The sequence below is a fragment of the Streptomyces sp. NPDC051913 genome, assembly GCF_044593635.1.
GTDB lineage: Bacteria > Actinomycetota > Actinomycetes > Streptomycetales > Streptomycetaceae > Streptomyces.
The window spans coordinates 345,944-358,631 of record NZ_JBIUCI010000004.1; the positions used below are offsets into that span (position 1 = coordinate 345,944).

At 70.2% G+C, this 12,688-nt stretch carries 13 protein-coding genes; all 13 read left to right on the forward strand.

Features of this window, described 5'->3' with window-relative positions; genetic code table 11:
- Positions 1-81: 81 nt before the first annotated feature.
- The 13 genes from ACIHIX_RS14115 (at position 82) to mptB (ending at position 12,687) form a co-directional block, all read left to right on the forward strand.
- The gene (locus ACIHIX_RS14115) at positions 82-1,641 is read left to right on the forward strand and encodes a glycosyl hydrolase 53 family protein (protein ID WP_399954572.1); all 1,560 of its coding nucleotides are present in this window, start codon (positions 82-84) and stop codon (positions 1,639-1,641) included.
- A 190-nt stretch (positions 1,642-1,831) separates the two neighbouring features.
- Complete coding sequence (locus tag ACIHIX_RS14120) at positions 1,832-2,119, forward strand: ArsR family transcriptional regulator (RefSeq protein WP_399954574.1); 288 nt, start codon at positions 1,832-1,834, stop codon at positions 2,117-2,119.
- 29 nt (positions 2,120-2,148) lie between these two features.
- Positions 2,149-3,111, forward strand: coding sequence for an SMP-30/gluconolactonase/LRE family protein (locus ACIHIX_RS14125; protein ID WP_399954575.1), 963 nt, complete (start codon positions 2,149-2,151; stop codon positions 3,109-3,111).
- Between the two features lie 61 nt (positions 3,112-3,172).
- Complete coding sequence (crcB, locus tag ACIHIX_RS14130) at positions 3,173-3,631, forward strand: fluoride efflux transporter CrcB (protein WP_399954577.1); 459 nt, start codon at positions 3,173-3,175, stop codon at positions 3,629-3,631.
- A complete protein-coding gene (locus ACIHIX_RS14135) occupies positions 3,628-4,014 on the forward strand; it encodes a DUF190 domain-containing protein (RefSeq protein WP_399954579.1) in 387 nt (128 codons plus the stop codon). Before crcB (ACIHIX_RS14130) ends, ACIHIX_RS14135 begins: the two co-directional genes overlap by 4 nt.
- On the forward strand, positions 4,011-4,364 hold the full coding sequence (crcB, locus tag ACIHIX_RS14140) for a fluoride efflux transporter CrcB (RefSeq protein WP_399954581.1): 354 nt from the start codon (positions 4,011-4,013) through the stop codon (positions 4,362-4,364). Before ACIHIX_RS14135 ends, crcB (ACIHIX_RS14140) begins: the two co-directional genes overlap by 4 nt.
- A 48-nt stretch (positions 4,365-4,412) precedes the next feature.
- Positions 4,413-5,249 (forward strand): undecaprenyl-diphosphate phosphatase, encoded by an 837-nt coding sequence (locus ACIHIX_RS14145; protein WP_399954582.1) that lies wholly within the window; start codon positions 4,413-4,415, stop codon positions 5,247-5,249.
- A gap of 158 nt (positions 5,250-5,407) precedes the next feature.
- Positions 5,408-6,091 (forward strand): FadR/GntR family transcriptional regulator, encoded by a 684-nt coding sequence (locus ACIHIX_RS14150; RefSeq protein ID WP_329343924.1) that lies wholly within the window; start codon positions 5,408-5,410, stop codon positions 6,089-6,091.
- A complete protein-coding gene (locus ACIHIX_RS14155; protein ID WP_399954584.1) occupies positions 6,088-7,542 on the forward strand; it encodes an amino acid permease in 1,455 nt (484 codons plus the stop codon). The genes ACIHIX_RS14150 and ACIHIX_RS14155 overlap by 4 nt, the downstream gene beginning before the upstream one ends.
- Positions 7,543-7,710: 168 nt before the next feature.
- Entirely contained in the window at positions 7,711-8,727 is a 1,017-nt protein-coding gene (locus tag ACIHIX_RS14160) for an asparaginase (protein ID WP_399954586.1), read from the forward strand.
- 108 nt (positions 8,728-8,835) lie between these two features.
- On the forward strand, positions 8,836-10,248 hold the full coding sequence (gene aspA, locus ACIHIX_RS14165) for an aspartate ammonia-lyase (RefSeq protein ID WP_399954589.1): 1,413 nt from the start codon (positions 8,836-8,838) through the stop codon (positions 10,246-10,248).
- Positions 10,249-10,297: 49 nt separating this feature from the next.
- Positions 10,298-11,230: a glutaminase gene (locus tag ACIHIX_RS14170; RefSeq protein ID WP_399954591.1), complete on the forward strand. Its 933-nt coding sequence runs from the start codon at positions 10,298-10,300 to the stop codon at positions 11,228-11,230.
- Positions 11,231-11,301: 71 nt separating this feature from the next.
- Entirely contained in the window at positions 11,302-12,687 is a 1,386-nt protein-coding gene (gene mptB, locus ACIHIX_RS14175) for a polyprenol phosphomannose-dependent alpha 1,6 mannosyltransferase MptB (protein WP_399954593.1), read from the forward strand.
- Position 12,688: the final 1 nt, after the last annotated feature.

Sequence of the window (12,688 nt, forward strand, 5' to 3'; positions counted from 1 at the left end):
AGCCGCGGGTGGAGGGGTTCCTTCGTCGTCCCCGGCGAAGGACACCCCCAACCCATGATGTCGAAGGGACGACGGACGAAGATGTTCCATCCCAGACGCACCCTGCGAGCCCTGCTCCTCCCGCTCACCGCGGGGCTCGCCCTCACCGCCCTGCCCGCGCAGACCGCCCAGGCGGCGAGCACGCTGACCAACGGCGGCTTCGAGTCCGACGGCGCGGGCGTGGCGGCCCCCACCGGCTGGTCCGAGTACGGCACGACCGCCGCCTCCTACACCGAGGCCGGCGGCCACGGCGGCAGTTACCGCCTCACCCACTACTCGTCCGCCGCCTACAAGGTCGAGACGTACCAGTACCTCTCCGGGCTGACCAACGGGAACTACAAGCTCACCGCCTGGGTCCGCTCCGGCGGCGGCCAGAACTCCGCCTACATAGCACTGAAGAACTGCGGCGGCACCGACCAGCGCACCGACCTGCCGGTCTCCGCGAGCGGGTGGCTGCACATCGTCGTGCCGGTCAGCGTGACCAACAACCAGTGCACCATCAGCATCAACAGTGACGCGAACGCCGGCAACTGGATCAATGTCGACGACCTGACCTTCGCGTCCGGTACGTCCAGTACGTCGATCAAGGGTTCCGACGTCTCCTCCCTCGCCAAGAGCGAGGCCAAGGGCGGCACCTACCGGACCAGCTCCGGCACGACCGGTGACGCGCTCGCCATCCTCAAGTCCGCAGGACAGAACTACGCGCGCGTGAAGGTCTGGGTCAACGCGGCCGACGGCTACAACGGCAAGACCCAGGTCCTGGCGATGGCCAAGCGCATCAAGGCGCAGGGCATGAAGCTGCTGGTCGACTTCCACTACTCGGACACCTGGGCCGACCCGGGCGCCCAGACCGTGCCGTCCGCGTGGGCCGGCCACAGCTACAGCCAGCTCAAGACGGACGTCTACAACCACACCTACGACGTCCTCAACGCGCTGAAGGCGCAGGGCACCACGGCCGACATGGTCCAGGTGGGCAACGAGATCAACGGCGGCATGCTGTGGTCGGCGGGCTCCACCGACAACTGGTCACAGCTCGCCGGGCTGCTCAACTCGGGCTACAGCGCGGTCAAGGCGGTCAGCTCCTCCACCCAGGTGGCGCTGCACCTCGCCAAGGGCGGCGACCTGACCGGCACTCGCTGGTGGTTCGACAACGCGGTGGCGGGCGGCGTGAACTTCGACGTCATCGGCCTGTCCTATTACGGCTACTGGCACGGCGCGCTCTCCGACTTCCAGACGACCCTGGACGACGCGGCCTCGCGCTACGGCAAGCCGGTATTCGTCGCCGAGACGGCCTACCCCTTCCGTCTCGACAGCGACGACTCCTTCGAGAACATCATCGACCTCTCCAGCGAGCTGGTCTCCGGCTACCCCGCCACCACGGCCGGCCAGACCCGCTGGATGAACGACGTCGCCAGCATCGTGGAGGCCGTCCCGAACGGCCGTGGCCTCGGCGTCTTCTACTGGGAGTCGACCTGGACCGCGGTCACCGGCAACGGCTGGGACCCGACCGACTCGTCCTCCGGCAACGGCTGGGAGAACCAGGCCCTGTTCGACTACGACAACAAGGCGCAGCCCGCGATGGCGTGGTTCAGCCACCGCTAGTCCCGTCCGACGAGAGGCCCGGCCGCCCGTACGCGGCCGGGCCCTTGTGTTGTCCTGTGTGAGTACCGAACTGCCTTTCCTCGCAAGTGCGTTCGGTACCGGACAAGGTGTGAGAAGTCCATCCATGACGGCGTCGACTGCGGGACAGTGGGAACACGCGGTACGAGGAGGTCGAACGGAGGGGCACGACATGCTGAGGACGCCTGTCAGCCAGCGGCGGCTGGACATCCTGGAGTGGCTGAAGGACCCGGTGGTGCACTTCCCGGCCCAGCGCCACGGCTGCCCGGCCGAGGACGGCGTCACCGCGGACGCGGTCGCCGCCAAGCTCGGCGTACGCCGCCAAGTCGCCGACACCCACCTGGAGTTGCTCGCCGACATCGGCCTGCTGCGCACCAGGCGGATCCGCCGCCGGATCTACTACCGGCGGGACGAGGTCCGGATAGCCGAGGTCGCGCGCATGTTTGAGAAAGGCTGGTAGACAGGGCGGGACGAGAGAGGCGGTAGTCCGTGGAGCGTGCACAGAAACTGGTCCCGCGCAGGTACGTCGCCATCGGGGGCGACGGCCCCGAGGACGTGGTCGCCGACAGCCGGGGCCGGGTGCTCACCGGTGTGGCGGACGGCCGCATCCTGCGCCTGGACGGCCTCGCCGATCCGGCCACGACCCGCGTCGAGGTCCTCGCCGAGACCGGCGGCAGGCCGCTGGGCCTCGAACTCCTCGCGGACGACCAGCTGTTGGTGTGCGACGCCGAACGGGGACTGCTGCGCGTCGACCTGACCGACGGCGTCGTCCGCATCCTCGCCGACTCGGTGGCGGGGGAGCCGCTGCGGTTCTGCAGCAACACCGTCGCCCTGTCCGACGGCAGCGTCTGCTTCACGGTCTCCAGCCGCCGCTACCCCCTGGACCAGTGGATCGGCGACCTCGTCGAGCACACCGGAACCGGCCGGATCCTGCGCCTGGCCCCCGGCAGCGAGATGCCCGAAGTCCTCGCGGAGGGACTCCAGTTCGCCAACGGACTGGCCCTGAGCGCCGACGAATCGTTTCTCGTCGTCGCCGAGACCGGGGCCCGCCGCCTCACCCGCCACTGGCTCGGCGGACCCCACGCGGGACGCACCGAACCCTTTGCCGAGAACCTCCCCGGCATGCCCGACAACCTCTGGCGGGCCGGCCCCGACGGGCCGATCTGGGTCTCGCTGGCGGGCCCCCGCGTCCCCCCGCTCGACCTGCTGCACCGCGCCGCCCCCGCCGTCCGACGCGGCGCCGCCCGCGTGGCGGTCCGCGCCCCCTTCCACCCCACCGGCACGATCGGCGTCCTCGCCGTCGACGACTCCGGCGAGACCGTCCACCACCTCGCCCGCCGCCACTCCGGCTTCCGCATGGTCACCAGCGTCTGCGAGGCGTCCGGCCACCTGGTCCTGGGCAGCCTGTGGGAGCGGGGCGTGGCCCTGTGCGAGCCGCCCACCGGTAAGTGACCCCGGCGTTACCCTGTTGACCGGCCATGATCAGGCCGTCCAGGCAGGGAGACGTACGACCATGACAGCCCCGGAGACCGAGAGCCTCCGCGTCCCCACCCCGCGGCGACCGCCCGTACTGCGCGGCCAGGCGCCCGTCGTCGCCGTCGTCGCACTCGGCGGCGCCCTAGGGGCGACAGCCCGTTACGCGCTCTCCCTGTGGTGGCCCCTCCAACCGGGCGGATTCCCCTGGGCGACCTTCTGGACCAACGTCGTCGGCTGTGCGGTCATAGGCGTGTTCATGGTGGTCATCACCGACCTATGGGCGGCCCACCGCCTGGTCCGCCCGTTCTTCGGCACCGGAGTCCTCGGCGGCTTCACCACCTTCTCCACGTACGCCGTCGACATCCGGAACCTGGTCGACTCCGGTCACCCCGGCACGGGGCTGGCCTACCTCGCCGCGACCCTCCTCGCGGCGCTCACCGCGGTGTGGCTCGCCGCGACCACGACCCGCCGCGTCCTGAAGCGGAGGCAGCCATGACGAGGCTGACCGGCAGTGCCCTGCGTGTGACCGTGTTCGTCGGCGAGAACGACACCTGGCACCGCAAACCCCTCTACAGCGAGATCGTGCACCGCGCGCACACGGCGGGTCTCGCCGGCGCCAGCGTCTTCCGCGGCATCGAGGGCTTCGGCGCCTCCTCCCTGATCCACACCTCCCGGCTGCTGTCCCTGAGCGAGGACCTGCCCGTCGCGGTCGTCATCGTGGACACCGAGGAGCGGGTCCGGGCCTTCCTGCCCCAGCTCGACGAACTCGTCTCGGAGGGGCTGGTGATCCTCGACGACTGCGAGGTCATCCGGTACGTCGGCCGGGACGCCGGGGACGACCCCGACAAAACGGGCGCGAAGGGTAAGAGGTCGTTGTGAACTGGCTGCTGGTCGTCGCGGGTGCCATGGTCGGCGCGCCGCTGCGCTATCTCACCGACCGTGCCGTGCAGTCCCGCCACGACTCGGTCTTCCCCTGGGGCACCTTCGCGGTCAACGTCACCGGCTGTCTGGTGCTGGGCCTGGTCGTCGGAGCGGCGGGACCGGACCTGCGGCTCCTGCTCGGCACGGGCCTGTGCGGGGCCCTGACGACGTACTCGACGTTCTCCTACGAGACCCTGCGGCTGGCCGAGACGGGGGCGGGGCTCTACGCCCTCGTCAATGTCGGCGCGAGTCTGGCCGCCGGTCTGGGGGCGGCGTTCGTGGGCGTGGAGCTTGCCCAGGCGGTGTAAAACTGTGCCCGCCTTGTCTCGTCCTCCCCGCCGGAAGAACTGGATCCCATGAGCGTCATCAGCGTCGGTCAGGCCGTCGTCCTCGGAGCCGTCGAGGGGGTGACCGAGTTCCTGCCCGTCTCCTCCACCGGTCATCTGAAGATCACCGAGGGGCTCATGAACATCCCCGTCGACGACGACGCCGTCGTCGGGTTCTCGGCCGTCATCCAGGTCGGCGCCATCGCCGCCGTGCTCGTCTACTTCCGCAAGGACATCGTCCGGATCGTCTCCGCCTGGTTCCGCGGGCTGCGCGACAAGGAGGAGCGACACCGGCACGACTACAAGTTCGCCTGGTGGGTCATCTACGCGACCGTCCCGATCGTCGTCGTGGGCCTCGCCGCCAAGCCGCTCATCGAGGGACCGCTCGCCTCCCTCTGGGTCGTGGCCGGCTCGCTGATCGCCGGCAGCGGTGTGATGTGGGCGGCCGACCAGATGGGACGCCACAAGCGCGGGGAGGACGACACCTCGTTCAAGGACGCGATGCTGGTCGGCAGCTCCCAGATCCTCGCCCTGCTCTTCCCCGGCTTCTCCCGCTCCGGCGCCACCATGTCCACCGCGCTCATGCTCGACCTCGACCGCGTCGCCGCCACCCGGCTCTCGTTCTTCCTCGGCATCCCCGCCCTGACCGGCGCCGGCATCTACGAGCTGAAGGACGCGCTCGGCACCGGCGCGGGCGCCGCCCCGCTGGCGGTCGGCACGGCCGTCTCCTTCGTCGTCGCCTACGCCTCCATCGCGTGGCTGCTGAAGTTCGTCGCCAAGCACTCCTTCAACGCCTTCGTGATCTACCGGATCGTCGTCGGCGTCCTGCTCTTCGGTCTGCTGACCACCGGCGTCCTCGACAGCTGACCGGCCCGGACGGGGCGTGAGAGGGCATTCAGCTCACACGCCCCGTGAAAATCTCCTTTCAGGCGCCTTGACAGCACCCTCCCGCCAACCGGAGTATCTCTCCCGTGAACCTGTCAGACAGCCGGACAGCCGGACAGCCCCCGCGGCGCATCAGCGCCATGGAAGCGGTGCTGGCGCATCTGCGCGCCGCCATCGAGCGCGGTGACTACGCCATCGGCGACAAGCTCCCCTCGGAGGCCGAGCTCTGCCGCACCCTGGAGATCAGCCGCCCCGTGCTGCGCGAAGCCCTGCGGGCGCTGCAGACCATGGGGCTGACCGTCTCCAAGACCGGCAAGGGCACCTTCGTGGTCGCGAGCGCCGTGGAGGACCCGACCTTCGGCGACTACGCGGCCAGCGACCTGCTGGAGGTGCGCCGGCACGTCGAGATCCCCGTCGCCGGGTACGCGGCCCTGCGCCGCACCCCGGAGAACCTCGACCACCTGGCCCATCTGCTCGACCGCATGGAGCGGGAGACGGACACCACGGCGTGGGTCGCGATGGACACGCTGTTCCATCTGGCCGTCGCCGAGGCCGCCCAGAACCCGGTGTTCCGCCGGGTCATCGAGGAGATCCGCGACGCACTGGCGCGTCAGTCGGCCTTCCTCAACGAGCTGGGCGGACGCCGCGAGCAGTCCAACCGCGAGCACCGGGCGATCGTCGAGGCGCTGCTGGACGGTTCCGAACACGACGCGGTGGAGGCGATGTCCCATCACCTCGACCGCGTCGAGACCACCCTCACCGACATCGTGCGTCCCCCTGGCAAGGGCACGGACACCCCCACGGAAGGCGAACCCCAGGCGTGAGCGAGCAGAGCCTGCACGACGGTGTGCAGAAACGTTCCGGCCATGTCGACGCGGGAGACGAGGGATACAGCAAGTCCCTCAAGCACCGGCACGTCAACATGATCGCCATCGGCGGCGCCATCGGCACCGGCCTCTTCCTCGGCGCCGGCGGCCGCCTGGCCGACGCCGGCCCCTCGTTGTTCATCGCCTACGCGGTCTGCGGAGTCTTCGCCTTCCTGGTCGTCCGCGCCCTCGGCGAACTCGTCCTGTACCGCCCGTCCTCCGGCGCCTTCGTGTCGTACGCCCGGGAGTTCCTCGGCGAGAAGGGCGCCTATGTGGCCGGCTGGATGTACTTCCTCAACTGGGCCACCACCGGCATCGCCGACATCACCGCGGTGGCCGTCTACACCCACTACTGGGGCATGTTCTCCGACATCCCGCAGTGGGTGATCGCGCTCGTCGCACTGGCCGTCGTCCTCACCGTCAACCTCATCTCGGTGAAGATGTTCGGCGAGATGGAGTTCTGGTTCGCCATCGTCAAGGTGGGCGCGCTCGTGGCGTTCATGCTGATCGGCATCTTCCTGCTGGTCACCCAGCACGAGGTCGGCGACACCACCCCGGGACCGGCCCTGATCACCGACAACGGCGGCGTCTTCCCCAACGGCCTGATGCCCATGCTGCTGATCCTCCAGGGCGTCGTCTTCGCCTACGCCTCCGTCGAGTTGGTCGGCGTCGCGGCCGGTGAGACCGAGAACCCCGAGAAGATCATGCCGAAGGCGATCAACTCGATCATGTGGCGCGTGGGCCTGTTCTACGTCGGCTCGGTCGTCCTGCTCTCGATGCTGCTGCCCTGGAACAAGTACACCGGCGGCCAGAGCCCGTTCGTGACCGTGCTCTCCAACATCGGCGTCCCGGCGGCCGGCGGCGTGATGAACCTCGTCGTCCTCACCGCGGCCATGTCCTCGCTCAACTCCGGCCTGTACTCCACCGGCCGCATCCTGCGCTCCATGGCCAAGTCCGGTTCGGCGCCGAAGTTCACCGGTGTCATGAGCCGCAGCCAGGTCCCCTACGGCGGCATCCTGCTCACCAGCGGCATCTGCGTCCTCGGCGTCGGCCTCAACTTCGTGGTCCCCGCCGACGCGTTCGAGATCGTGCTCAACTTCGCCGCGATCGGGATCCTGTCCACCTGGGGCATGATCATGGTCTGTCACCTGCTCTTCTGGCAGAAGACCGAGAAGGGCGAACTGACCCGCCCCGGCTACCGACTGCCGGGATCCCCCTGGACCGAACTCGTGACGCTGGCGTTCCTCGCCTCCGTCCTGGTCCTCATGTACGCCGACGGCGGCGTCGGACGCACCACCGTGCTGTGTCTGCCGCTGATCGTCGGGGCGCTGGTCGCCGGCTGGTACGCCGTCCGCGGCCGGGTCGCCCGCACGGCGACCGAGACCCGATCCGCCGACGCGGACACGTGACCACTCACGTGAGCGCCGGGATCCATCCCACCGGTGCGGACGCGTGATCACTCACGTCCGCGCCCGGATCCACCCACCGTGCGGTCACGAGATCACTCACCTGACCGCCGAGACCCCCTCCACCGGCGACCGCGCGTGACCCGCGTGGCGCCTCCCGAGAAGGCAGCTATGTTCAGCAGTTCCGTCGCGGACGCACCCCTGATCCGCGAACCCCTCCACGCTCCCGTCGCCCACCTGATACGCGGCGGGGTCGTGGAGGGCATCCACTACGGTTCCGTCGTCGTCCTCGGTGCCGACGGCCGCGTCGGGTTCCAGCTCGGCGACATCGAGGCCGCGTTCTACCCGCGCTCGGCGCTCAAGCCGGTGCAGGCGGTCGCCATGGTGCGGGCGGGCCTGCCGCTCGACGGCGAGCTGCTCTCGCTGGCCGCCGCGAGCCACTCCGGTGAGGAGCGGCATCTCGCCGGGACGCGGCGGATCCTTGAGCTGGCCGGGGTCTCCGAGGACGCCCTGCGCAATGTTCCCGACCTGCCGTTCGGACCGAGCGTCCGGGACGCGTGGGTGCGGGAGGGGCGGGCGGCCTCACGGCTCGCGCAGAACTGTTCCGGCAAGCATGCGGCGATGCTGTACACGTGCGTGCTCAACGGGTGGCCTCTTGAGGGGTATCTGGATCCCACGCATCCGTTGCAGGTCGCGATCGCCGAGGTCGTCGAGGAGCTGACCGGGCAGCGGATCGCGCGGGTGACGGTGGACGGGTGCGGGGCACCCTTGTTCTCCGTGTCCCTCAACGGGCTGGCCCGTGCCGTCTCGCGGATCGTCTCCGCCGGGGCTGGTACTGCTGAGGCTCGTGTCGCTGATGCGATGCGGTCGCATGCGGAGATGGCGTCCGGGGCCGGGCGGGATGTGGCGGCGTTGATGCGGGCCGTGCCGGGGCTGCTCGCCAAGGACGGGTTCGAGGGTGTTCAGGTTGCCGCGCTGCCTGATGGGCGGGCTGTTGCCGTGAAGATCGCGGACGGGGCGAATCGGGCGCGGATTCCTGTGGCGGCGGCGGCGCTTGCGTGGGCCGGCGTCTCTACGGAGTTGCTCACCGAGTTTCAGGGCGAGGCGCTCCTTGGGGGTGGGGAGCCGGTGGGGTGCGTGCGGCCGGTTCGGTCGCTGGAGCCGGTGGTGGTTTCGGCCTGCGCCTAAGGATGTGCCGGATCTGTTGAAGGGCGGCTGCGGGCCGGTTGTGGCTGGTCGCGCAGTTCCCCGCGCCCCTAGGACACTCACCCCTCTCAGAAAGAAGTACCGAAGCTCATGACCTCTGTCGTCGCCCGTACCGAACACGATCTGCTCGGGTACCGGGACGTTCCCGCAGGTGCCTACTGGGGCGTGCACACGCTGCGGGCCACCGAGAACTTCCCCATCACCGGCACCCCCATCTCCGCCTACCCCCACCTCATCGACGCCCTCGCCGCCGTCAAGGAGGCCGCCGCTCTCGCCAACGAGGAGCTGGGGCTGCTGGAGCCCCGCAAGGCCGCCGCGATCGTCGAGGCGTGCCGGGAGATCCGGGACGGGAAGCTGCACGACCAGTTCGTGGTCGACGTGATCCAGGGCGGCGCCGGTACCTCGACCAACATGAACGCCAACGAGGTCGTCGCCAACCGGGCGTTGGAGCTGCTGGGGCACGCCAAGGGCGAGTACCAGCACCTGCATCCCAACGAGGACGTCAACCTGGGCCAGTCCACCAACGACGTCTACCCGACCGCCGTCAAGGTCGCGACGGTCTTCGCGGTGCGTGGACTGCTCAAGTCGATGGCTGTACTGCAGGACTCCTTCGCCCGTAAGGCGGTCGAGTTCCGTGATGTGCTCAAGATGGGCCGTACACAGTTGCAGGACGCGGTGCCGATGACGCTCGGTCAAGAGTTCTCCGCTTACGCCGTCATGATTGACGAGGACCGCAACCGTCTTGACGAGGCCGTCCAGTTGATCCATGAGATCAATCTGGGGGCCACTGCCATCGGCACCGGGCTCAATGCTCCCGCCGGGTACGCGGAGGCCGCGCGGCGCCACCTTTCCGCCCTCACCGGGCTGCCGCTCGTCACCGCCGCCAACCTGGTCGAAGCCACCCAGGACTGCGGGGCGTTCGTCCAGATGTCCGGCGTGCTCAAGCGGATCGCCGTCAAGCTCAGCAAGAGCTGCAACGACCTGCGGCTGCTGTCGTCGGGTCCGCGCGCGGGGCTCGGGGAGATCAACCTGCCGCCCGTGCAGGCCGGTTCGTCGATCATGCCCGGCAAGGTCAACCCGGTGATCCCCGAGGTCGTCAACCAGGTCGCCTTCGAGGTCATCGGCAACGACGTCGCCATCACCATGGCCGCCGAGGCCGGACAGCTCCAGCTGAACGCCTTCGAGCCGATCATCCTGCACTCCCTGTCGGAGAGCATCACGCACCTCGGCGCCGCCTGCCGCACCCTCGCCGAGCGCTGCGTCGACGGCATCACCGCCAACACCGAGAAGCTGCGCGCGAGCGTCGAGAACTCCATCGGCCTGGTGACCGCACTCAACCCGCACATCGGGTACGAGGCCGCCACCGACATCGCCAAGGAGGCGCTCGTCACCGGTCGCGGGGTCGCCGAACTGGTCTTGGAGAAGGGGCTGTTGCCCGCCGAGACGCTGGCAGCTCTGCTGCGGCCCGAGGTCGTCGCGGGCAGCGGGCAGGCCCTCGCCTGATCAGTCCCCGCACCTGGCGGATGCGCGGTTCGACCGGCCCGGAGGCACAATGGTGATCATGAGTTCGTCCATGACCTTCGAGCCGGTCCTGGAGCGTATCGCCGAGGAGATCGAGCGAACGCCGGGCCGGGGCCGCCCCGCCGACTACATCCCGGCGCTCGCGGCCTGCGACCCGCGGCGCTTCGGCATGGCCGTCGCGGAGCTCGACGGCACGGTCTACGGCGTGGGGGACTGGCGGCAGCCGTTCTCCACACAGTCCATCACCAAGGTCTTCACCCTCGCCCTCGACCTGGCCCGCGAGGGCGACGAACTCTGGGAGCACGTAGGTCGGGAGCCCTCCGGCAACCCCTTCAACTCCCTGGTCCAGCTGGAGTACGAGAACGGCATCCCGCGCAACCCGTTCATCAACGCGGGCGCCCTCGTCGTCACCGACCGCCTGCTCACCCGTACCGGGGACGCGGCCCGCGAACTGCTCGCCTTCCTCCGCGCGGAGAGCGGCAACCCGGCCCTTGAGTTCGACGAGGAGGTCGCCGCCTCCGAGTCCGCCCACGGTGACCGCAACGCCGCCCTCGCGCATTTCATGGCGTCGTACGGCAACATCGACAACCCCGTGCCCGGCCTGCTCGACCAGTACTTCCGGCAGTGCTCCCTCCTCGCCTCCTGTGCCGACCTGGCCCTCGCGACGGGCTTCCTGGCCCGCCACGGCATCCGTGCCGACGGCACCCGCCTCCTCAGCCGCAGCCAGGCCAAGCAGGTCAACGCCGTGATGCTGACCTGCGGGACGTACGACGCGGCGGGCGACTTCGCCTACCGGGTCGGCCTGCCGGGCAAGAGCGGGGTGGGCGGCGGCATCATCGCGGTGGTACCGGGGCGGTGCACGCTGTGCGTATGGAGCCCGGGCCTGGATGAACGGGGCAACTCGGTGGCGGGGGTGGCGGCACTGGACAGATTCACGACGCTGACGGGCCTGTCGGTGTTCTAGAAAGCCTTCTCGACACAGGTGTGCCATGTCGCCGTCAATTTCCGGCCACCTCACAGCGAAACGCTCCCCCCGTGGTCGACCTACGCCGCTGCCAGATACTCGGCCTGGCCGGAACCACCGTCCTGGCAGCAGGCGGTGAGACGGCCGGCGCCCTCCCCGTGAGGGACCTCCTCGACCCCGCCTCCGTGCACGCGGCCGTCGGCCTCATCGGCGTCTACTTCGGCGTCGTCCTGCTCATAGCGGCCTGGGCGCTGCTGGGCCGTCTGATCAGGACTCCCGAACCGCCCGCCGCACGCGACCTGCTCCTCGTCCTCGCCCTGTGGGCGACCCCCCTCCTCCTCGCCCCACCCCTCTTCAGCCGCGACGTCTACAGCTATCTCGCCCAGGGCGCCATGGTCGACGCCCACATGGACGTGTACGCGCACGGCCCCGACCAGCTGGGCGGCCCGCTCGCCGACGAGGTCGCCCCCGTCTGGCAGCACACCGCCGCACCGTACGGCCCGGTCTTCCTCGCCGTAGCCTCCGCCCTGGCGGGTCTCACCCGTGGCGAACTCCCCGCAGGCCTCTTCGGCATGCGGCTCGTGGCGCTGTGCGGCGTGGCGCTGATGGCCGCCGCGCTGCCCCGGCTCGCCCGGCACAGCGGCGCCGACCCGGCCGCCGCGCTCTGGCTCGGCGCGCTGAACCCGCTGGTGCTGCTGCACCTGGTCGCGGGCGCCCACAACGACGCGATCATGCTCGGGCTGCTCGGTGCGGGCCTGGTCGCGGCGCTCGGCCGCCGGCCGGTCGTCGGCGCCGTCCTGGTCACCCTCGCCGCGCTGGTCAAGGCACCCGCCGTCCTCGGGCTCGCCGCGGTCGTCGTTCTCCAGCTGCGTACCGGCCGCCGCCCGGCGAAGGCCGTCCTGATCACCGCCCTCGCCGCGGCGGCCACCACGGTCGCCGCGACCGCCGTCGCCGGGACGGGATACGGCTGGATACGCGCCCTCGACACACCCGTCTCCCCGCAGAACTGGGCTCTCACCAGCCTCCTCGGCCGCGCCACCGGCGCCCTGCTGGAACGCCTCGGCAGCGACCTGGCACCCCTCGCCGTACCGGCCTGGCACACACTCGGACTCGCGCTCACCTCCGTCCTCGTGGCGGGAATCTGGTGGCGGCTGCGACCGCGCCCGGTGTACGCGCTGGGCCTGAGCCTCGCCGCGGTAGCGGCCTTCGGCCCGGCGATCCGCCCCTGGTACGCCGTGTGGGGCCTGTTCCTCATCGCCGCCGCCGCGCCCACGACCTCCGTACGGCACCGGGTGGCCGCCGTGACCGGTGTCCTCGCGCTCGCCACCCTGCCCAACGGCGGTCCCGCCGACACGGCACAGCTGGTGCTGGCCGTCTCCGGGGGCGTGCTCGCCGTGGTCGTCCTGTGGCAGGCCCACCAGGCGGACCGGGCTCCCGCGTGGGGCCGTACGGCATGAA

Bases quoted from the DNA above. Each gene is read 5' to 3' on its own strand.
- ACIHIX_RS14170 (WP_399954591.1), top strand. From the start codon at position 10,298: ATGGTGATCATGAGTTCGTCCATGACCTTCGAGCCGGTCCTGGAGCGT.
- ACIHIX_RS14160 (WP_399954586.1), top strand. From the start codon at position 7,711: ATGTTCAGCAGTTCCGTCGCGGACGCACCCCTGATCCGCGAACCCCTC.
- ACIHIX_RS14135 (WP_399954579.1), top strand. From the start codon at position 3,628: ATGACGAGGCTGACCGGCAGTGCCCTGCGTGTGACCGTGTTCGTCGGC.
- crcB (WP_399954577.1), top strand. From the start codon at position 3,173: ATGACAGCCCCGGAGACCGAGAGCCTCCGCGTCCCCACCCCGCGGCGA.
- aspA (WP_399954589.1), top strand. From the start codon at position 8,836: ATGACCTCTGTCGTCGCCCGTACCGAACACGATCTGCTCGGGTACCGG.
- ACIHIX_RS14120 (WP_399954574.1), top strand. From the start codon at position 1,832: ATGCTGAGGACGCCTGTCAGCCAGCGGCGGCTGGACATCCTGGAGTGG.
- ACIHIX_RS14145 (WP_399954582.1), top strand. From the start codon at position 4,413: ATGAGCGTCATCAGCGTCGGTCAGGCCGTCGTCCTCGGAGCCGTCGAG.
- ACIHIX_RS14150 (WP_329343924.1), top strand. From the start codon at position 5,408: ATGGAAGCGGTGCTGGCGCATCTGCGCGCCGCCATCGAGCGCGGTGAC.
- ACIHIX_RS14115 (WP_399954572.1), top strand. From the start codon at position 82: ATGTTCCATCCCAGACGCACCCTGCGAGCCCTGCTCCTCCCGCTCACC.